Origin of the sequence: Amycolatopsis australiensis (assembly GCF_900119165.1) — a bacterium.
In the GTDB taxonomy this organism is placed as follows: Bacteria; Actinomycetota; Actinomycetes; order Mycobacteriales; family Pseudonocardiaceae; genus Amycolatopsis; species Amycolatopsis australiensis.
Genome location: NZ_FPJG01000006.1, coordinates 3,595,658 through 3,614,571 on the forward strand (window position 1 = coordinate 3,595,658; position 18,914 = coordinate 3,614,571).

An 18,914-nucleotide genomic window follows, 5' to 3' on the forward strand; every position below is an offset into this window, starting at 1 on the left:
CGCCGCATGGCAGAACTCAAGGTGGAGGTCGACCCGGCGGAAGCCGGCTTCGACGCGGACCGGCTGAAGCGGATCGACGCGCACTTCGACCGGTATGTCGGCAGCGGACGGTTGCCGGGCTGGCTCGCGGTGGTGAGCAGGCAGGGCCGGATCGTCCACGCCGGCCGCGGCGGGTACCGGGACGTCGAGGCGGAAGCGCCGGTGGAGACGGACACGCTGTGGCGGATCTTCTCGATGACGAAACCGATCACGTCGGTCGCCGCGATGATCCTCGCCGAAGAGGGCCTGCTGGAGCTGGACGACCCGATCTCGCGGTGGCTGCCGGAGTTCGCCGAGCCGCGCGTGTACGTGAAGGGGTCGGCGCTGAAGCCGCTGACCGAGCCGGCCACCGAGCCCATCCGCGTCTGGCACCTGCTGACGCACACGGCCGGCCTGACGTACGGCTTCCACCACGGCCACCCGGTGGACGCGATGTACCGCGCGGCGGGCTTCGAGTGGGGCACGCCGCCGGGGCTGGATCTGGCCGCGTGCTGCGCGAAGTGGGCGTCGCTGCCGCTGGTGTTCCAGCCGGGCTCGGAATGGAACTACTCGGTGGCGACGGACGTGCTGGGCCGGGTCGTCGAGGTCGTGTCGGGGCAGCCGCTGGACGAGTTCTTCGCGGCACGGATCTTCACGCCGTTGGGCATGGCGGACACGGGCTTCGTGGCTTCGTCGGTTTCGCGCCTGGCGGCGTTGTACGTGCCGGACCCGGCTTCGGGCCGCGCGGTCCGCAACGACGCGTTCGGCCGCCTGGGCACGTCCGCCCCGGAATGCCTGTCGGGCGGCGGCGGTCTGGTGTCCTCGGCAGCGGACTACTGGCGCTTCACGGAGATGCTGCTACGCGGCGGCGAGCTGGATGGCATCCGGCTGCTGTCCCCGCGCACGGTGGCGCTGATGACGAGCAACCACCTCCCGGGCCACGTGGACCTGGAGGAGTTCGGCCGCCCGCTGTTCGCGGAGATGCCGTTCGACGGCCACGGCTTCGGACTGGGCTTTTCGGTGCTGGAGGACCCGGTGAAGGCCCGAACCCTGTCCTCACCGGGCGAGTTCGCCTGGGGCGGCGCGGCTTCGACGGCGTTCTGGGTCGACCCGGACGAGGATCTGACGGTCGGGTTCTACACGCAGCTGCTCCCGTCGAGCACATACCGGCTGCGCTCCCAGCTGCGGCAGCTGGTGTACCAGGCCCTGGTCGACTGACGACCGGCGTGCGGTGGCGGGACCTCCTGCCGCCGCACGCCGAACGGGCTACCAGGTACCGGTGGGTTGAGACGGCGCAACCGGCTCCGGACCCGCGGCCTGTGGCCGTCCGACGTATCTCGCCACCGTGTTCCGCAGGTGGTCCGCGTGCTGGTAGATGTCCTCGACCGTGGAAATCGGCAGCCGGGTCTCGACCTTGTTCTCGTCGAACACGCCGAGGTACTTCTTCGACCGGTTGAACCACAGCCGGGCGATCGGCTTCCGGTTGTTGTCGTCCAGGAGAACGCCGAAGTAGGTCTGGGTGTCCCGCGCGGCGACCCGGGAGGCGGGCACCTCCGCGCAGACGATCGCGCGGACGATCCGATAGCCCTCGAGTTCCTCTTCGGTCGTGACCACTCGTTCGTTCTCTTGGGAAGCAGCGTTGTCGTCGGACGGCGCAGGCTGCGGCTGCTCGGGTTGGGAGGAGCCGCTCGACACGCTGACGTAGGCGTCGGGGCCGCCGAGTGCGTTCTTGAGCCGGTCGTTGACCTGCTCGTTCAGGAACTGGCGGCTCGCCTTGGCCACCAGCGGACCGAACTGCTCACGCACCCGCTGGGTGAACGCGCCTTCGTACACCCGCGTCGTCAGGAACTTCACCCAATCGTCTTCGGGTTCCTTGAACTGCGCGGCGAGAATGCGCTTCAGCTGTCCGATGTACTTCAGTTCGCCGGCGGCGCTGATGACCGAATCGAGGTCGAAGGATTCCTTCGTGAGCTTGGCCAGCTCGGGGAGCAGGGTGTCGTCGATGTCCGCGAAGTCCAGGACGAGGAACGGCTTGGCATCCATGCGGTTCGGCGCGTCGAGATCGGTGTAGAACTCGTACACCTGGCCGTTGGTCAGGATGGCGATCCGGGCGTTCGTGACGGCGAAATAGCGGAACAGCTGCGAGGCGTGTTCGATGCGGAGCGGGTCGTTGATCTTCTTGGCTTCGACGAGCACCTGCACCTGACCGTCGTGCACGATCGCGTAGTCGATCTTCTCGCCGCGCTTCGTGCCCACGTCCGCGGTGAACTCGGGGATCACCTCGGCCGGGTTGAACACGTCGTAACCGAGGACAGTGCTGATGAACGGCATCACGAAGGCGTTCTTGGTCGCCTCTTCGGTTTCGATTCCGTCCTTGTGCTTGCGGATCTTCAGGGCCAGTGCTTGCGCGCGCTCCGCGATGTCCATGCCGTGCCGTTCTGTGGGGAAATGAGGTGCCCTGACTGGATCGGTGTCACGGTTCGGTCTGTTACTGGCAGGACAGAAGAAGGCCAGGAATGAATCAACCCGTAGTGGTGGTCAGGCGGAAAATCTTCGACGACTCGACGCCGGAGTCCTCCGTCGAAGAGTCTCGCGGTCGGGTTGCGGATCGGGTTCGTGCCCGCGCTCGAGAACGCCCGCCGACGGCAGGCGCTTGCCGCCGAAGTGTCCGCACCGGATCGCGGCGACGCGTGCGCGTGCGCGGGTCGCGGTCCGGGATGTCGTCGAGCGTGGCGCCTGCCGCGAACGCGTCCGGTCAGGTGGTGAGCTTCGGGATGATCTGGGCTCCGTAGGACGCCAGCGTCGCTTCGCGGTCGTCGTGCATCAGGTACAGCGAGAACTGGTCCACGCCCAGCTCGGCCAGTTCCTGCAGCCGCTCGACGTGCGCCGATGCCGGGCCCAGCAGGCAGAAGCGGTCGACGATCTCGTCCGGGACGAACTCCGTCGACGGGTTGCCCGCTTTGCCGTGGTGGCTGTAGTCGTAGCCTTCCCGTTCGCGGATGTAGTCGGTCAGTTCGCGCGGCACCGCGCCGGACGAGCCGTAGCGGGCCACGAGGTCCGCGACGTGGTTGCCGACCATCCCGCCGAACCAGCGCAGCTGTTCGCGCTGGTGGGGTAGGTCGTCGCCGACGTACGCGGGGGCCGCGACGCAGATCGTGATGCCGCCCGGGTCGCGGCCGGCCGCCCGGGCCGCGTCGCGGACCGCGCCGATGGTCCAGCGCGCGATCGCCGGGTCCGCGCACTGGAGGATGAAGCCGTCGGCGTGCTCGCCGACGGTCTTCAGCGCCTTCGGCCCGTACCCGGCCATCCACATCTCGAGCTGCCCGTTGGTGACCCACGGGATCCGCACGGTCGTCTCGTTCATGGTCACCTCGCGGCCTTCGGCGAGGTCCTTGACCACGCGCATGCAGTCGCGCACGGTGGCCAAAGTGGACGGTGGCTTGCCGATCACCCGGTGCGCGGAGTCGCCGCGGCCGATGCCGCAGACGGTCCGGTTGCCGTACATGTCGTTGAGCGTGGCGAAGGTCGACGCCATCACGGACCAGTCGCGGGTTCCGGGGCTGGTCACCATCGGGCCCACGATCATGGACGACGTGGCGGCGAGGATCGCGGAGTAGATGACGAACGGCTCCTGCCAGAGCACGCAGGAGTCGAACGTCCACCCGTAGCGGAACCCGCAGTCTTCGGCGTCCTTCATGAGCCGCACGACGTCCCGCGCGGGCGGGTCGGTCTGCAGCACGATCCCGAAATCCATCGTGACCTCAGTTCAGGTACTGGTTCAACGACCGGGACAGGAATTTGCCGTGCGACGTCGACCCGGTGAACCCGTCCGGCGACACCACGACGCGTCCCCGGGAAAGGACGGTGTGCACGCGCCCGGTGATCTCGAACCCCTCGTAGGCGGAGTAGTCCACGTTCATGTGGTGCGTCTCGGCCGACAGCGTCTGTGTCGCCGCCGGGTCGTAGATCACGATGTCGGCGTCCGAACCTGCCGCGATGATCCCCTTCCTCGGGTACAGCCCGAACATCCGCGCCGGTGTCGTCGAGCACGTCTCGACCCACCGCCCGAGCGTCAGCCGGCCGGCGACGACGCCCTGGTGCAGCAGGTCCATCCGGTGCTCGACGCCGGGCATCCCGTTCGGGATGGCGCGGAAGTCGCCGCGCCCGAGCTCCTTCTGGTCTTTGAAGCAGAACGGGCAGTGGTCGGTGGACACGACGGACAGGTCGTTCGTCCGCAGCCCGCGCCACAGGTCCGCCTGATGCGACTTCTCCCGCAACGGCGGCGACGCCACGTACTTCGCGCCCTCGAAGCCCGGCTTGGCCAGGTCCTCAATGGACAGATAGAGGTACTGCGGGCACGTCTCGGCGAAGACGTTCTGGCCTTCGTTGCGCGCTTCCGCCACTGCCGCCAGCGCCTGCGACGCCGACAGGTGCACGATGTACAGTGGCGAGCCGGTGACCTTCGCGAGCTGGATCGCCCGCGACGTCGCTTCTCCTTCCAGTTCCGGCGGCCGGGTCAGGCCGTGTTGGACGGGGTCGATGTTGCCCGCGGCGAACGCCTGCGCCGCCAGCTGGTCGATCGCGATGCCGTTCTCCGCGTGCATCATGATCGTAGCGCCGATTTCGCGCGCTTTCTGCATCGCCAGCAGGATTTCCCCGTCCGTGGAGTAGAACACCCCCGGATAGGCCATGAACATCTTGAAGCTGCCGACCCCGGCGTCGACGCAGGCTTCCATTTCCTTCAGCGACTGGTCGTTGACGTCGGACACGATCATGTGGAAGCCGTAGTCGATCGCGCAGTTGCCGTCGGCCTTGGCGTGCCACTTGTCCAAAGTGGACAACAGGGACGTGCCCTTGGCCTGCACGGCGAAGTCGATGATCGTCGTCGTCCCGCCCCACGCGGCCGCCGTGGTGCCGGTCGAGAAGGTGTCGACGGAGTGCGTGCCGCCGAACGGCATCTCCATGTGCGTGTGCGCGTCGATCCCGCCGGGCAGCACGTACTTCCCGGTGGCGTCGATGGTCTCGTCGCCGCTCAGCGTCCCGGGCGCCCCGACGGCGGCGATGGTCTCGCCGTCGACGAGGACGTCCGCCCGGAGCGCGCCGGACGGCGAAACGACCTGGCCACCACTGATGAGCGTGGTCATCAGGCCTCCGTGAGCGGGCCGTAGGTGTCCGGGCGGCGGTCGCGGTAGAACGCCCACGTGTTCCGGACCTCGTCGAGCAGGCCCAGGTCGAGGTCGCGCACCACGACCTCGTCTTCGGTGTCGGACGCGGCGTCGCCGACCAGCTGGCCGCGCGGGTCGACGAAGTACGTCTGGCCGTAGAAGTCGTTGTCGCCCAGCGGTTCCACGCCGACCCGGTTGATCGCGCCGACGAAGTACTCGTTCGCCACCGCGGCCGCCGGCTGCTCCAGCCGCCACAGGTACTGCGACAGGCTGCGGCTGGTCGCCGAGGGGTTGAACACGATCTTCGCCCCGGCCAGGCCGAGCGCGCGCCAGCCCTCCGGGAAGTGCCGCTCGTAGCAGATGTAGACGCCGATGCGGCCCACGGCCGTGTCGAACACCGGGTAGCCGAGGTTGCCGGGCCGGAAGTAGAACTTCTCCCAGAACCCCTTCACCTGCGGGATGTGGTTCTTGCGGTACTTGCCGAGGTACGTGCCGTCGGCGTCGATCACCGCGGCGGTGTTGTAGTACACGCCGGGCTGCTCGACCTCGTACATCGGCACGATGAGCACGATGCCGTGGCGCTCGGCGACCTCCTGCATCAGCTTGGTCGTCGGACCGTCGGGGATGGCCTCGGTGTAGGAGTAGTAGTCGGCGTCCTGCACCTGGCAGAAGTACGGCCCGTAGAACAGTTCCTGGAGGCAGACGACCTGGGCGCCCTGCGAGGCGGCGGTGGCGATGTGGTCGACCGCCGCCTTGATCATGGACTCCTTGTCACCCGTCCACCGCTGCTGGATCAATCCGGCTCGAACCACGCTCACTGAACTCCTCCTTCGGTGCGGGCAGGGCGAGAGCGGCGAAGACGACGAACGCGCCGACCAGGCCGACCACCCAGTTGTAGTCGTAAAGGGGCTTGAGGAACGGGATGATGCCGTCGGCGGGGAACGGCCCCCCGTAGGCACCACCGACCGCGAGAAGCGCTCCCACCAGCGTGGCGACCAGCGCGCGCCAGTTCCAGCCGCCGCTGAACCAATACACCCCATCGGGTGTGTAGAGGTCCTTCAGGCGCAGCTTCGTGCGGCTGACGACCCAGTAGCCGGCGACGAGCACCCCGGCCACCGCGCCGAGCAGGCCGCCGTAGAAGCCGAGCCAGGCGAAGATGTAGATGTTCGGGTCCGAGTACAGCCGCCACGGCTGGATGAGGATGCCGATGACACCCGTGATCCCACCGCCGACGGCGAAGGTGATCTTCTTAGGGAACGCGTTGGAGAAGTCGTAGGACGGGCTGACCACGTTGGCCGCCAGGTTCGCCGAGATGGTGGCGAGCACCAGCGCGACTAGCGCGACCACGACGACGGCCGGGCTGGAGAACTTGTCGGCCAGCTGCGCCGGGTCCCAGAGGTCCTGGCCGTAGAGGACGTGCCCGCCGGAGGTGGTCAGGATGGCCACGATCGCGATGAACGTCATCGTCGTCGGCAGGCCGAGGACCTGCCCGCGGACCTGCTTGCGCTGGCTGCCGCCGAAGCGGGTGAAGTCCGGCATGTTCAGCGACAGCGTCGACCAGAACGCGATCATCGCCATCAGCGACGGCGCGAACACCTTCCAGAATCCGGCGCCCCAGCCCAGCTTGCCGGGATCGGCCAGGATCGGGCCGAACCCGCCCGCCTTCACCAGCACGTAGCCGAGCATGATCAGGAAGCCGACCGACACCAGCGGCGCCGTCCAGTTCTCGAACCGGCGGACCGCCTCCATGCCGCGCCAGATGATGAGCATCTGGCCGATCCAGAACACGACGAACGACAGCCACAGCGTCCAGTGCTGCCCGGCGACCACGGCGGAGTCGCGCCACCCCGAGCCGAGGAGGCGGCCGAGGATGACGTAGATGGCTTCGCCGCCGACCCAGGTCTGGATGCCGAACCAGCCGCAGGCGATGAACGCGCGCAGCAACGCGGCCAGGTTGGCGCCGCGCACGCCGTAGAACGCGCGGGCGAACACCGGGAACGGGATGCCGTACTTCGTGCCGGCGTGGCTGTTGAGCAGCATCGGCGCGAGCACGATCAGGTTGCCGATGGTGATCGTGATCAGCGCCTGGACCCAGTTCATGCCGAGCGCGATCAGCGACGCGGCCAGGGCGTAGCTGGGGATGTTGTGGGCCATCCCCATCCAGAGCGCGAAGTAGTTGTAGGTGGTCCAGGTCCGTCTCGCGACGGGGACGGGGGCCAGCTCCTCGTTGAAGAACCGGCTGCCTTCGAGAGACCGGACGCCGGCGGGGTCGAGCTCGACCCGGCCGTCGTCGTGCACACGCTCGGATGCGGGTGTCGGCGCCATTGCGGCATCCTGCGCGCCTGGTCATCGCCGGGGCAACGGCAGAGTGTTCACTCTTCCGCGGCTGAGCGTGCATTCTGTCGATTGCGCGAACGGGCCGCGGGATGCATGACGTGCGTCACACGACCGGCCGTCACATCCCGGCAAAGCGGCCGAAACGTCTCCACAGGATCTTCACAGTTCGCGCGGACCGTCTCCACCGGGGGTGCCTAAGGTCGTCACCATGGAACTGGGTGGGCGGCGGGTGCTCGTCGTCGAGGACGACGTCACGATCGCCGCGTCGATCGCGGCCCGGCTGCGGGCCGAGGGGTTCACCGTGGACGTCGCCCACGACGGGCCGGCCGCGGTCGAGGCCGACGCGGCGGGGGAGCCGGAGCTGGTGGTGCTGGACGTCATGCTCCCGGGGTTCGACGGCCTGGAGGTCTGCCGCCGGATCCAGGGACGGCGGCCGGTGCCGGTGCTCATGCTGACCGCGCGGGCCGACGAGACGGACATGCTGGTCGGCCTCGGGGTCGGCGCCGACGACTACCTCACGAAGCCGTTCTCGATGCGGGTGCTCACCGCGCGGGTGCACGCGCTGCTGCGGCGGGTGCAGCGGTCGTCGTCGGGTGCTTCGGGGGCCCGGATCGTGCTCGGCGACCTCGAGATCGACGTCGACCAGCGGCGCGTCGCCCGGGCCGGCGTCGCGGCGCAGCTGACGCCGATCGAGTTCGACCTGCTGGTGTACTTCGCGCGGCGGCCCCGGGTGGTGCAGCCGCGGGAACGGCTGCTGTCGGAGGTGTGGGACTGGGACGTGCACGGCACGTCGGCGGGCACCCGGGCGGTCGACAGCCACATCAAGGCGCTGCGGCGGAAACTCGGCGCGGACCTCATCCGGACCGTGCACGGCGTCGGCTACGCGCTGGAGGCGGGCTCGTGAACCTCGTGCCGCGGCCGCTGGACCGGATCCGGTCGATCAAGCTGAAGCTGGCGATCCTGATGGTCGCGTCCGGCGGGATCGCGTTCGCGTTCTTCAACTGGCAGATCGGCTGGCTGCCGCCGAGGACGACGGTCACGGCGATGGTGCTGGCGCTGCTGTTGTCCCAGGTGCTGGCCCACGGCATGACCCGCCCGCTGCGCGAGATGACGGCGGCGGCGCGCGCGATGGCGAAGGGCGACTACACGCGCCGCATCCGCGCGACGACCCGGGACGAGGTGGGCGAGCTGGCGAGGGCGTTCAACCAGATGGCGGCCGACCTGGGCGACGCGGACCGCCAGCGCCGCGAGCTGGTGGCCAACGTGTCCCACGAGCTGCGGACCCCGATCACGGCGTTGAACGGGGTGCTGGAGAACCTGGTGGACGGGGTCGAGGACCCGGACCCGGCGACGCTGAAGACGGCGTTGCAGCAGACCGAGCGCCTGGCGACGCTGGTGGAGGAGCTGCTGGACCTGTCGCGCCTCGACGCGGGCGAGATCCCGCTGCACAAGACGACGTTCTCGCTGTCGTCGCTGTTGTCGGAGGCGGTCTCGGAGGCGGCCCTGGTACGCGGCGTGCGGTTCACGGTGTCGGTGAGCCCGCCGGAGGCGGTGGTGACCGCGGACCGCGGCCGGCTGTTCCAGGTGGTGGCCAACCTGCTGGAGAACGCGGCCCGCCACGGCCCGGCGGGCGGCTCGGTCGAGGTGCTGGCGGAGGTCCGGCCGGGCGAGGTGCGCATCGACGTGTGCGACGAGGGCCCGGGCATCGCCCCGGCGGACCGCGAGCGCGTGTTCGAGCGGTTCACGCGCGGGGAGCGGTCGGGCGGCGGGACGGGTCTGGGGCTCGCGATCGCGCGGTGGGCGGTGGAACTGCACGGCGGGACGATCGGGGTCGTGGCCGCCGGCGCGGGGAGCCGTATCCGGGTGACCCTTCCGACCGGTTAGGTCCCTGCTGCATTGTGCGGATCGGACTGCGCGGGCGCTGGTGTTTGCAAATGCGAAGCTGAGAGTGGTGGAGATGCCGAAGAACAGGATCGGTGAGCCGGGCGAGCCGGAGGCGGTGAAGGGCGCGCCGCGGGGTAAGCGGGCGCGCGGGGTCGCCGGGGAGGATGCGACGGGTGCGGCGGCCGCCGGGGAAAGTGCGCGGAGAGGAGCGCGGGAGGGGGAGGCGGGCGCAGTTGCGCGGGATCGTGCAGGGGTCGCGGCTGGAGATGGCTCGGGAGTGGCCGCGGGGCCAGGTTCGGGCGGGGCTGCGGGGGCTGGGGCTGGGCGGGCCGCGGGGCCAGGTTCGGGCGGGGCTGCGGGGGCTGGGGCTGGGCGGGCCGCGGGGCCAGATTCGGGCGGGGCCGCGGGGCCAGGTTCGGGCGGGGCTGCGGCTGAGCGGCCTGCGCGAGCCGGTTCGGGCGCAGCTGCGTTGGGCGGTAGCGCGCGGGGAGCGGCGCGGGCCCGGTATGCAGGCGCGGCGGTGGGTGGTGCGGCCGCGAAGGCAGCCTCGCCCGCCGCCGGGCCGGGGGTGGCAGGCGGAGTGGCGGCCGGTGGGGTCGCCGTCGCCGCTGCGCCTGTCCTCATGCGGCCCCTTCCGCCGCCCAAGTCCGCCCTTGTCCCGATGCCGCCCGCCGTCCTTCCCGCCGCCGGGCTGGCCGGTGTCGCCGGGGCCCTGCTCGTGCCCGTCGATCGACCTGGGATCGGGTGGGTGCTCGCCGGGCTGGCCGTTGCCGGGGCCGTTTTCGGGGCCGCTCGGCGTTCCGGGGCGACCGGGTCGTTCACCTGGCGCAGTGCCGGGTGGGCCTTCCTCGCCCTCGCGCTGCTCGGCATGGGTGCCGTGCGAGCCTCCGGGTGGCTTTTCGTCCTCTGCGTGCTCGGGGCCGTCGTCACCGGGTCGCTCGCCGTCGTCGGGGAACGGACCGTCCACTCCGTCTGCTACGACATGCTTGCCGTCCCCGTCGAGGCCCTGCGCTCGATCCCCTGGGCCGGGCGCGGCGTCGGACGGTTCGCCGCCCGGCGCGACGGTGTCGCCCGGCGGATCGCCCTCGCCGTCCTCGCCGCCGCCGCGCTCGTTGCCGTCTTCGTACCGCTGCTCGTCAGCGCCGACGCCGCCTTCGCCGCTGTCGTCAACGCTGTCATCCCCGATCTCGGTGTCGACGTCCTCGTGCGCTGGTGCTGCGTGTTCGCCGTCGTCGCGTTGGTCGTCGCCGGGTCGTGCTACTTCCTTGCCGCGCCACCGCGTCGCGCGTCGAACGACAGTCCGAAGAGGACGCGACACAGTCTGGAGTGGACGGTTCCGCTCGTCGTCCTGGTGCTGCTGTTCAGTGCCTTCGTCGGCGTACGGCTGGTGGTGCTGTTCGGCGGCACCGGATACGTCCTGCGCACCAGCGGCCTGACGTCCGCCGAGTACGCCCGCAGCGGCTTCTGGCAGCTGTGCGCGGTCACCGTCCTGACGCTGGCGATCGTCGCGGCGGCCCTGCGCTGGGCCCCGAACGCGGCCAAGGCCGACCGGCTCCGGCAGCGCGTCCTGCTCGGGGCGCTGAGCGCGCTGAGCCTGGTGCTCGTCGGCTCGGCACTGAGTCGCATGTGGACATACCAGGAGGCGTACGGCTTCACGGTCCTGCGGCTGCTCGTCGAGGTCTGCGAACTGTGGTTCGGCGCGGTCTTCGTGCTGGTCCTCGGGTCACTGGTCAAGCTGCGCCCGGCATGGCTGCCCCGGGCGGCGATCGGCACGGCCGCCGCGGCGCTGCTGACGCTGGCCGTCCTCGACCCCGAACGTCTCATCGCCGACGCCAACCTCGACCGCGCGGCCGGCGGCAAGCCCCTGGACGCGCACTACCTCGCCGGCTTCTCGGCCGACGTCGTCCCGGTGGTGTCGGCCCGGCTGCCGGAACCGCTGCGGACGTGCGTGCTGCGCGAAGTCCTGGCCACCGACACCCCGGACGGCTGGCCGGCCTGGAACCTGAGCCGCGCGACAGCCCGCGAGGTGACGCTCGGTCAGTGCGGCTGAACCGAACCGCCGGCAGCCCCGTGATTACGGGTTACGCGGAAGCCGCCGGACCGTCGTGGGGGCGGCCCGTCGGCTTCCGCGCACAACCGCGTCAGAAGCCGAAGACGCCGTCCGAATCGCGGTCCGCCGCGCAGTGGTTGGGGTATGTCGTGCGGTACGACACCGGCTTTCCGCGCCACGTGCCGGCCGCCGTCACGTCCACCGGCGCGTAGATCAGCGTGCACGCCTGGTGGCGGGCGTTGATCCGGGAGAAGTCGCCGTCGACGCCGTCGAGCACCGCGCACGCCTTGTCCCGGTGGGGGTGCGTGCCGCCGGGCGGGTCGCAGGTCAGGACCACCGCGCCGATGTGGTTGGCGGTGTCGTGGCTCGTCAGCTGCAGCGTCGACGCCGGCGGCTGCGCGGGCGCCAGGCAGCTCAAGCTCATCAGGCAGGCGGCGAAGGGAAGGATGGCCATATCGGTTCCATCGGCAGCCCGGGGGCGATCACTGTGCTCCACGTCCGGGTGAGTCTTCGTCGCTCGGCCGGGTGAGGTCCCAGGCGAGCAGGGCGACGTAGAGCGAGAGCATCGATTCCGGGTCCTCCAGCCGGACGCCGAGGACCTGCTCGATGCGGGCGAGCTGCTGGTAGTACGCCGTCCGGGACGTGTGTGCCGCCGCGGCCGCCGCCGACTTGTTGCCGCCCTGCTCGCAGTAGTGCCGCAACGCCTGGACCAGGCGGCTGCCGGACGCCGCGTCGCGCTGCAGCAGCGGGCCCAGCTCGCGCCGGGCGAACGCCGTCACGCGCTCGTCGCCCGAAAGCAGGTGCAGCAGACCGCGGAGGCGGACGTCGGACAGGCGGTGCAGGACCCGCTCGGAACCGGTGCCCAGCGCCGCCGCCGCGACCTGGGTGGCCTCCAGCAGCGTCCGGCCCGCGTCGGACGGCGACAGCACCGTCGTCCCGACCGCCAGCACGCCGGGCGCGCTGCTCCGCGCCTCGTGGACGTCGGTGGCGAGGCGGTGCAGCACCGCGTCGGCGTTCGCCTCCGGTGACAGCGCCAGCAGCGCCCGGACGCTGAGCTCGTCCGTGGCGACCAGCGCCGACACCTTCGCGCGGCGCGCCGCCAGCACCGTCGCTTCGGCCAGCTCGCGCAGCACCGGCGGCGTGGACAACGCCGGCCGGCCGCCGGTCAGCCGCGGACGCACCGCCAAGCCGACCAGCTGCCGCCCGGTGAGCGGCACGGCCAGCGCCGAAGCCCGCGCCAGCAGCTCCGCCGACGGCGCCGGCGAAGCGAGCAGCTCGGTCAGCACCGCGCGGTGGGCCTGCCGCTCCAGGCCGTCGGAGTCCTTGGCGACCAGCCGGTGCACGGCCAGCGCCGACGCCGCCCGCTCGGCCACCACCCGGTGCCGGTGCGGCGGCTGGTCGGCGCAGACGACGACCAGCCGTCCCCAGTCGTGGCCGCGGGCGCCGACGACGGTCACCAGCCAGCCCGAACCCGGGTGGTAGCCGGTCCGCTCGCCGACCTGGACCACGCGCGAGCGGGCCGGCCAGCCGGCGAGCAGCTCGGCCGGGTCGGTGCCCGCCGCGTCGTAGGCGAGCACCTCGTGCGAGAGCGTCTCCAGCACCACCGGCTGCTCGGTGAGCCGGGCGACCTCGCCCAGCACCACGCCGGGTTCGGCGCCCGCGACCGTCAGCGCGGTGAACGTCTCGTGCACCCGCTCGGCGGCACGCAGCTCCGCGACCTGCGCGTCGACGATCTGGCCGTTCACCGCCTCGGTGACGCTCACGTACCGGGTCTCCCGCGACAGCGTGACCAGGGGCAGGCCGTGCTCCTCGGCCGCCTCGACCAGCGCGGCGGGCAGCTTGTCGCTCCAGTGCCGGACCAGCTCGATCACCAGGCCCGCCGCGCCGACCCCGGCCAGGTCGGCGACGTAGCGGGCCAGCGCCGGGCCGTCGTCGGGCAGCGCGACGCCGGTGGTGAGCACCAGCTCGCCGCCGCGCAGCAGGTGCGCGATGTCGGCGACCTCGGCGACGTGCGCCCAGCGCACCGGCGCGTCCAGCCCGGCCGAGCCCGCGACGACGTGCGGGCGGCCCTGGCGCAGCACCGGCAGCGCGAGCACCTCGGCGACGGTCGGGTACATGGCTCCTCGCGGTGTGTTCGGCAGGGACAGACTGTACGGCCGGGACAGCGAGTCCGTACACGTTGCCGATGGCGTTGGCGTGGCGCCCGCCCGGAGACTCGGGGGGACGTTGCCGGAGTGAAGGAGTGCCTGCCGTGACCGACCGCATCAGCCACTGGATCGACGGCAAGCCGTTCACCGGGACCGCCGGGCGGACCGGCGAGGTGTTCGACCCCGCCACCGGCGAGGTCCGCGCGCACGTCGACTTCGCCGGTGAGGCCGAGGTCGACCAGGCCGTCGCCGCGGCCAAGGCGGCGCTGCCGGGCTGGCGCGGGACGTCGCTGGCCGGGCGGACGCGGGTGCTGTTCGCCTTCCGGGAGCTGCTGTCCGCGCGCAAGCACGAGCTGGCGAAGATCATCACCAGCGAGCACGGCAAGGTCGAGTCCGACGCGGCGGGGGAGATCGCCCGCGCGATCGAGAACGTCGAGTACGCGTGCGGCGCCCCGCAGCTGCTGAAGGGCGGGTTCAGCGAGAACGCCTCCACCGGCGTCGACGTCCACTCGATCGCGCAGCCGCTCGGCGTGGTCGGCGTGATCTCGCCGTTCAACTTCCCGGCCATGGTGCCGCTGTGGTTCGTCCCCAACGCGCTGGCCTGCGGCAACACCGTCGTGCTCAAGCCGAGCGAGAAGGACCCGTCGGCGGCGGTGTTCATCGCGGAGCTGTTCGCCGAGGCCGGGCTGCCCGCCGGCGCGCTCAACGTGCTGCACGGCGACAAGGAAGCCGTGGACGGGCTGCTGGCGCACGCCGACGTGAAGGCGATCTCGTTCGTCGGGTCGACGCCGATCGCGCGCTACGTCTACGAAACCGGCACCCGGCACGGCAAGCGCGTGCAGGCGCTCGGCGGCGCGAAGAACCACATGGTCGTGCTGCCGGACGCCGACCTCGACCTCGCCGCGGACGCGGCGGTGTCGGCCGGGTTCGGCTCGGCGGGGGAGCGCTGCATGGCGGTTTCGGTCGTCGTGGCCGTCGACCCGGTCGGCGACGAGCTGGTCGCGAAGATCACCGAGCGGATGGGCAGGCTGCGCGTCGGCGACGGCCGCGACCCCGAGTCGGAGATGGGCCCGCTGGTCACCAAGGCGCACCACGCGCGCGTGTCGTCGTATGTGGACGCCGGGGTCCGGGAGGGCGCGTCGCTGGTGGTCGACGGGCGCGGCATCGACGTGCCGGGCGACGGGTTCTGGCTCGGCCCGACGCTGTTCGACCACGTCCGCCCGGAGATGTCGATCTACACCGACGAGATCTTCGGCCCGGTGCTGTCGGTGGCGCGCACGGCGTCCTACGACGACGCGCTGGAGCTGGTCAACGCCAACCCGTACGGCAACGGCGTGGCGATCTTCACCGGCGACGGCGCGGCCGCGCGGCGGTTCTCCAGCGACGTCGAGGTCGGGATGGTCGGGGTGAACGTCCCGATCCCGGTCCCGGTGGGCTACTACTCCTTCGGCGGCTGGAAGGACTCGCTGTTCGGCGACAGCCACGCGTACGGGCCCGAGGGCTTCCACTTCTTCACGCGGACGAAGGTGGTCACGTCGCGGTGGCCGGACCGCTCGCACGCCGGGGTCAACCTGGGCTTCCCGCGCAACTCCTAGCCTCAGGCGGGCAGGACGTTGATCAGCAGCTTGCTCCGCGGGGTGAGGTAGACGGTGTTGTTCCGCTCGGCCTGGATCCGCTCCCGCAGCCCGGAGAGCCGGTAGAGCCGGAACTCCTTGCCGCCCGCCACGAGGAAGTACTGCTCGTTCAGGCCCTTGCTGAGCCGGGTGCGCAGCACGATCGGGTACGCGCGGTCGGGGCGCTGCCTGCCGAAGTCGTGCGTCCAGCCGGTGATCGCGACCAGCCTGCCCTCCCGCACGTCGGCGAGCCGTCGCCCGCAGACGAACGCGAGCCAGCAGGCCAGGGCCAGGATCGGGACCGCCGGGCCGAGCGCCGCGACCAGGGAGGCCGCGGCCAGGCCGGCGCCGAACCGGGTCTCGAGGCTCGTGACCGGCAGGGCCACGGCCGTGACCAGCCCGGCGGCCGCGAGGACCGCGGCCAGCCAGAACGTGCCGTCGAGCACCTGCCCCCGCTGCGACGGGTGGAGCCGGCCCTGCCGGTTGGCCAGCTCCACCTCCGCCCGCTCCGCCGTGGTCACTCGCCTTCGCCCTCCGGGTGTTCCTTCTCGTAAGCTTCCCGGGTTTCGTGGTAGCGGTCGAACTGCTCGTTCTCCTGCCGGCGCGCCTCGGCGCCCACACCCACGCCGTCGGCGAGGTTGAACCCGGGCACGCCGTCGCCTTCGCGCCACTGCTTCTGGCTGAGGAAGCTGCGGCCGTCGTCGGACAGCCGGTCGCCGAGGCCCTCGACCTTCTCCCGGCCGGGCACGTGCTCCTTCGCCGCGTCGCTCCACCGCTCGGCCGTCTCGGCGGCGGAGTCCGCCTCCCGGCCCGCCTGCTTCAGCTCACCGGCCTTCCGCTCGATGTTCGCCGCCGTCTCGACGCTGCGGTCCACGATCCGGTCAGCCGCCTTCCCGGCCTTCTTCAGCGCGTTCGCCGCGCCTTCGAGGGCCGCCTTCGACTTGCCGGCCCCCTTCGCGAGGCTCTCCAGCTTCTCGACGACCTTCGCGATCCGCGTGCTGATCTTCTCCGCGAGCACCCCGCCCTCGACGACCGTGTCGGCGATGAAGGCCGCGATCGTCCCGCCGAAGGTGCACCAAGACGCGGCGAGCGCGGCCAGCGCCTTGACGATCAGCTCGCCCACGAACGACGAGATCATGTCGCGGATCAGCCCGCGTTCGGTGCCGACCAGCGCGGCGCCGATGTTCATGGCGGTCGACGCGCCCTCGGCGTGCGACGCGGCACCGCGCAGGACGCCGACGTAGCTCTCGGCCGTCTTCTGGTACGCCTCGGCCGACCCGCAGTCGCTGAAGGACTGCTGGACCTGCTTCGCCCGCTGCTCGTACTGCTCGGCCGTCGCGGTGAGCTGCTTCGCGATGTTCGTCCAGGTCACGGCCTTGGCGGTGATCGCCTCGGGCTTGCCGGCGAGCTTGTCGAGGCCGTCCTTGAGGAAGCTGATGTGCTCGATCAGCCAGCCGACCCCGGCACTGGCCAGCGTGCCGAGCGGGTCCATCGCCGCGCCGAGCAGGTCGAGGGCGTCGGTGCCGACGTCCATGGCGAAGTTGCCCCAGTCGCCGTTGCGGGCGTCGGTGAGCGTGGCCGCGGCGTCGTTGAAGATCCCGGCGCCGCCGGTCTGGGCGTTGAGGTTGTCCGGCTCGCCCTTCGAGCCGTCACCCATGCCGCTCCAGAAGCCGCCCGGCGACTCGGCGGTCGCGACCAGCGGGTTCTCCTGCGTCTCGGTCATGCGGGCAGCTCCTTGCCGATGCCTTCGATCAGGGACTTCGTGGCCTGCTCGTGCTCGCGGAACGCGGTGTGCGCGGTCCGTACCCGGTCGGCCACCTCGTGCCCGGCCTCGACGGCCGCGGCGAGGAAGCTGTCGGCGGTGGCCAGCCACGCCTGGATCGGGATCGCGAACACCTGCCCGACCAGCCCGAACGCGTCGAAGTCGAGCGCCTGCGCGGTGCCCGCGGCGTCGAGCGCCTGCTGCACCTTGTCCGCGATCTCCCGGATCTCGCCCTCGTGCCCGCCGAGGACGTCGAAGTCGACCTTCATCGCCATCACAGCCCCCGGCGCAGGATCGGGCCGCCGAAATCGTCGTCGGACGGCGGTTTCCGGCGCGGTTCCCCGGCCGGCGATTCGGGCGCCGGGATCTGTTCCCGCAGGAATGACATCGCCGCGCTGTCGTCGCCGATCACCGGCGCCATGACGCTGGTCAGCTGCTGGGCCGCGTCGATCTGCGCGCGGCGGGCCGCGGCCAGGACCGCCTCCGCCAGCCGGGTCCGCGGCAGCTCGTCCGCGCGCGGCCCGAAGCTGAGTTCCTGCAGCGCACCGCTGGTGTTGACGGTCACCGTGACGGCGCCGTCGGGGCTCGTGGCGGTCGCGGAGAGGTGCTGCAGCCGCGCCTTGGCCTCGGCCGCGCGCCGGACGATTTCGGGCATTTCCGCCGAAGCGGGATCAATTCGGTTCACGGCGACCTCGGAAGTCGGGGGAAGGGACGCGGATCAGAGGGAGGAAACCGGTTTTCGGTTCCCCTTTCAAGTCGCGAAAACAATGCATGGGGATCCATTTGCGTGCCCTTTACCCGCCGCGCGCGGCCCGCGTTGAGCGCAACCGGCTCAGGCTTCCGTAAACTCGGGGTGGGCAGCGAGCGAGGTAGGTGAGGAACCGGTGGCCAACGCGGAGGAGCGCCGCTTCGAAGTGCTGCGCGCGATCGTGGCCGACTACGTGGCCAACCAGGAGCCGGTCGGCTCCAAGGCGATCGTCGAACGGCACAACCTGGGCGTGTCGAGCGCCACCGTGCGCAACGACATGGCCACCCTCGAGGAAGAGGGCTACATCACCCAGCCGCACACCAGTGCCGGCCGCGTCCCGACCGACAAGGGCTACCGCCTCTTCGTCGACCGGCTCTCGGAGATCAAGCCGCTGTCGGCCGCCGAGCGGCGGGCCATCACCACCTTCCTCGACAGCGGCACCGACCTCGACGACGTCCTCCGGCGCTCGGTCCGGCTGCTCGCCCAGCTGACCCGCCAGGTCGCCGTCGTCCAGTACCCGATGCTGACCAACGCCAAGGTGCGCCACCTCGAAGTGGTACCGCTCACCCCGGCGCGGCTCATGCTCGTGCTCATCACCGACAACGGCCGCGTCGACCAGCGCACGGTCGACCTCGGCGACATCATCACCGAAGAAGACGTGACCCGGCTGCGCACCGTGCTGAACGCGGCCATGGCCGGGCGGCGGCTCAACGAGGCCTCCGCCCGCGTCGCCGAGCTGCCCGAGAAATCGCCCGGCGAGCTGCGGGACGCGCTCATCCGCGTGACCACGGTGCTCGTCGAGTCGCTGGCCGAGCACCCGGAGGAACGCCTGGTCCTCGGCGGCACCGCCAACCTCACCCGCAACGTCGCCGACTTCCCCGGGTCGCTGCGCCAGGTCCTCGAAGCCCTCGAGGAGCAGGTCGTCGTGCTCAAGCTGCTGGCCGCCGCGCGCAACCCCGGTGCGATCACGGTGCGCATCGGTGAGGAAAATGAAGACGAGCAGATGCGCAGCACCTCGGTCGTCTCCATCGGCTACGGCCGCGACGACGTGGTGCTCGGCGGCATGGGGGTGGTCGGCCCGACCCGGATGGACTACCCCGGCACGATCGCCGCGGTCCGCGCGGTCGCCAACTACGTGGGGCAGATCCTGGCCGGCCGCTGAGCCGGGCAGAGCAGAAGGAGAAGCAGAG

The 18,914-nt window shown here is 71.1% G+C and carries 17 protein-coding genes; 6 read left to right on the forward strand and 11 right to left on the reverse strand.

The window, feature by feature from the left end:
- The first annotated feature begins 6 nt into the window (after positions 1-6).
- Positions 7-1,236, forward strand: a complete 1,230-nt coding sequence (locus BT341_RS18435; protein ID WP_072477487.1) for a serine hydrolase domain-containing protein — start codon at positions 7-9, stop codon at positions 1,234-1,236.
- A 48-nt stretch (positions 1,237-1,284) separates the two neighbouring features.
- On the opposite strand, the gene BT341_RS18440 is transcribed toward BT341_RS18435, so the two are convergent.
- The 5 genes from BT341_RS18440 to BT341_RS18460 form a co-directional block, all read right to left on the reverse strand.
- Entirely contained in the window at positions 1,285-2,445 is a 1,161-nt protein-coding gene (locus tag BT341_RS18440; RefSeq protein ID WP_072477488.1) for a type I restriction endonuclease, read from the reverse strand.
- A gap of 328 nt (positions 2,446-2,773) precedes the next feature.
- Positions 2,774-3,772, reverse strand: a complete 999-nt coding sequence (locus tag BT341_RS18445) for a TIGR03842 family LLM class F420-dependent oxidoreductase (RefSeq protein ID WP_072477489.1) — start codon at positions 3,770-3,772, stop codon at positions 2,774-2,776.
- 7 nt (positions 3,773-3,779) lie between these two features.
- Positions 3,780-5,162 carry a dihydropyrimidinase gene (gene hydA / locus BT341_RS18450; RefSeq protein WP_072477490.1) on the reverse strand — a complete coding sequence of 461 codons (1,383 nt, stop codon included), beginning with the start codon at positions 5,160-5,162 and terminating at the stop codon, positions 3,780-3,782.
- A complete protein-coding gene (locus tag BT341_RS18455) occupies positions 5,162-5,944 on the reverse strand; it encodes a nitrilase-related carbon-nitrogen hydrolase (protein ID WP_245805324.1) in 783 nt (260 codons plus the stop codon). The genes hydA and BT341_RS18455 overlap by 1 nt, the downstream gene beginning before the upstream one ends.
- Before the next feature lie 10 nt (positions 5,945-5,954).
- Entirely contained in the window at positions 5,955-7,508 is a 1,554-nt protein-coding gene (locus BT341_RS18460; RefSeq protein WP_072477492.1) for an NCS1 family nucleobase:cation symporter-1, read from the reverse strand.
- A gap of 241 nt (positions 7,509-7,749) precedes the next feature.
- Between BT341_RS18460 and BT341_RS18465 the strand changes: the two genes are divergently transcribed.
- From BT341_RS18465 to BT341_RS18475, 3 genes are all read left to right on the forward strand, one after another.
- Positions 7,750-8,424, forward strand: a complete 675-nt coding sequence (locus tag BT341_RS18465) for a response regulator (protein WP_072477493.1) — start codon at positions 7,750-7,752, stop codon at positions 8,422-8,424.
- Positions 8,421-9,404, forward strand: a complete 984-nt coding sequence (locus tag BT341_RS18470; RefSeq protein WP_072477494.1) for a HAMP domain-containing sensor histidine kinase — start codon at positions 8,421-8,423, stop codon at positions 9,402-9,404. Before BT341_RS18465 ends, BT341_RS18470 begins: the two co-directional genes overlap by 4 nt.
- A gap of 661 nt (positions 9,405-10,065) precedes the next feature.
- Positions 10,066-11,454: a DUF4153 domain-containing protein gene (locus BT341_RS18475; RefSeq protein ID WP_245805012.1), complete on the forward strand. Its 1,389-nt coding sequence runs from the start codon at positions 10,066-10,068 to the stop codon at positions 11,452-11,454.
- A 91-nt stretch (positions 11,455-11,545) separates the two neighbouring features.
- Here BT341_RS18475 and BT341_RS18480 read toward each other — a convergent pair whose 3' ends face one another.
- Positions 11,546-11,908, reverse strand: coding sequence for an SSI family serine proteinase inhibitor (locus BT341_RS18480; protein ID WP_245805013.1), 363 nt, complete (start codon positions 11,906-11,908; stop codon positions 11,546-11,548).
- A gap of 28 nt (positions 11,909-11,936) precedes the next feature.
- On the reverse strand, positions 11,937-13,571 hold the full coding sequence (locus BT341_RS18485) for a PucR family transcriptional regulator (RefSeq protein WP_072477496.1): 1,635 nt from the start codon (positions 13,569-13,571) through the stop codon (positions 11,937-11,939).
- 134 nt (positions 13,572-13,705) lie between these two features.
- Here BT341_RS18485 and BT341_RS18490 point away from each other — a divergent pair, with 134 nt between their 5' ends.
- Positions 13,706-15,196, forward strand: a complete 1,491-nt coding sequence (locus tag BT341_RS18490) for a CoA-acylating methylmalonate-semialdehyde dehydrogenase (protein WP_072477497.1) — start codon at positions 13,706-13,708, stop codon at positions 15,194-15,196.
- Between the two features lie 2 nt (positions 15,197-15,198).
- On the opposite strand, the gene BT341_RS18495 is transcribed toward BT341_RS18490, so the two are convergent.
- From BT341_RS18495 to BT341_RS18510, 4 genes are read right to left on the reverse strand one after another with little or no spacing between them, the layout of a single operon-like run.
- Positions 15,199-15,735: a hypothetical protein gene (locus BT341_RS18495; RefSeq protein WP_072477498.1), complete on the reverse strand. Its 537-nt coding sequence runs from the start codon at positions 15,733-15,735 to the stop codon at positions 15,199-15,201.
- Positions 15,732-16,937 carry a PPE domain-containing protein gene (locus BT341_RS18500; protein ID WP_072477499.1) on the reverse strand — a complete coding sequence of 402 codons (1,206 nt, stop codon included), beginning with the start codon at positions 16,935-16,937 and terminating at the stop codon, positions 15,732-15,734. Before BT341_RS18500 ends, BT341_RS18495 begins: the two co-directional genes overlap by 4 nt.
- On the reverse strand, positions 16,934-17,251 hold the full coding sequence (locus BT341_RS18505; protein ID WP_072477500.1) for a type VII secretion target: 318 nt from the start codon (positions 17,249-17,251) through the stop codon (positions 16,934-16,936). The genes BT341_RS18500 and BT341_RS18505 overlap by 4 nt, the downstream gene beginning before the upstream one ends.
- Positions 17,251-17,631: a YbaB/EbfC family nucleoid-associated protein gene (locus BT341_RS18510; protein WP_177328844.1), complete on the reverse strand. Its 381-nt coding sequence runs from the start codon at positions 17,629-17,631 to the stop codon at positions 17,251-17,253. The genes BT341_RS18505 and BT341_RS18510 overlap by 1 nt, the downstream gene beginning before the upstream one ends.
- Before the next feature lie 229 nt (positions 17,632-17,860).
- On the opposite strand from BT341_RS18510, the gene hrcA reads away from it, so the two are divergent.
- The gene (gene hrcA, locus BT341_RS18515) at positions 17,861-18,886 is read left to right on the forward strand and encodes a heat-inducible transcriptional repressor HrcA (protein ID WP_072477502.1); all 1,026 of its coding nucleotides are present in this window, start codon (positions 17,861-17,863) and stop codon (positions 18,884-18,886) included.
- The last annotated feature ends 28 nt before the right edge of the window (positions 18,887-18,914 follow it).

Bases quoted from the DNA above. Each gene is read 5' to 3' on its own strand.
- BT341_RS18435 (WP_072477487.1), top strand. From the start codon at position 7: ATGGCAGAACTCAAGGTGGAGGTCGACCCGGCGGAAGCCGGCTTCGAC.
- BT341_RS18440 (WP_072477488.1), bottom strand. From the start codon at position 2,445: ATGGACATCGCGGAGCGCGCGCAAGCACTGGCCCTGAAGATCCGCAAG.
- BT341_RS18445 (WP_072477489.1), bottom strand. From the start codon at position 3,772: ATGGATTTCGGGATCGTGCTGCAGACCGACCCGCCCGCGCGGGACGTC.
- hydA (WP_072477490.1), bottom strand. From the start codon at position 5,162: ATGACCACGCTCATCAGTGGTGGCCAGGTCGTTTCGCCGTCCGGCGCG.
- BT341_RS18455 (WP_245805324.1), bottom strand. From the start codon at position 5,944: ATGATCAAGGCGGCGGTCGACCACATCGCCACCGCCGCCTCGCAGGGC.
- BT341_RS18460 (WP_072477492.1), bottom strand. From the start codon at position 7,508: ATGGCGCCGACACCCGCATCCGAGCGTGTGCACGACGACGGCCGGGTC.
- BT341_RS18475 (WP_245805012.1), top strand. From the start codon at position 10,066: ATGCCGCCCGCCGTCCTTCCCGCCGCCGGGCTGGCCGGTGTCGCCGGG.
- BT341_RS18480 (WP_245805013.1), bottom strand. From the start codon at position 11,908: ATGGCCATCCTTCCCTTCGCCGCCTGCCTGATGAGCTTGAGCTGCCTG.
- BT341_RS18485 (WP_072477496.1), bottom strand. From the start codon at position 13,571: ATGTACCCGACCGTCGCCGAGGTGCTCGCGCTGCCGGTGCTGCGCCAG.
- BT341_RS18500 (WP_072477499.1), bottom strand. From the start codon at position 16,937: ATGACCGAGACGCAGGAGAACCCGCTGGTCGCGACCGCCGAGTCGCCG.
- BT341_RS18505 (WP_072477500.1), bottom strand. From the start codon at position 17,251: ATGGCGATGAAGGTCGACTTCGACGTCCTCGGCGGGCACGAGGGCGAG.
- BT341_RS18510 (WP_177328844.1), bottom strand. From the start codon at position 17,631: ATGCCCGAAATCGTCCGGCGCGCGGCCGAGGCCAAGGCGCGGCTGCAG.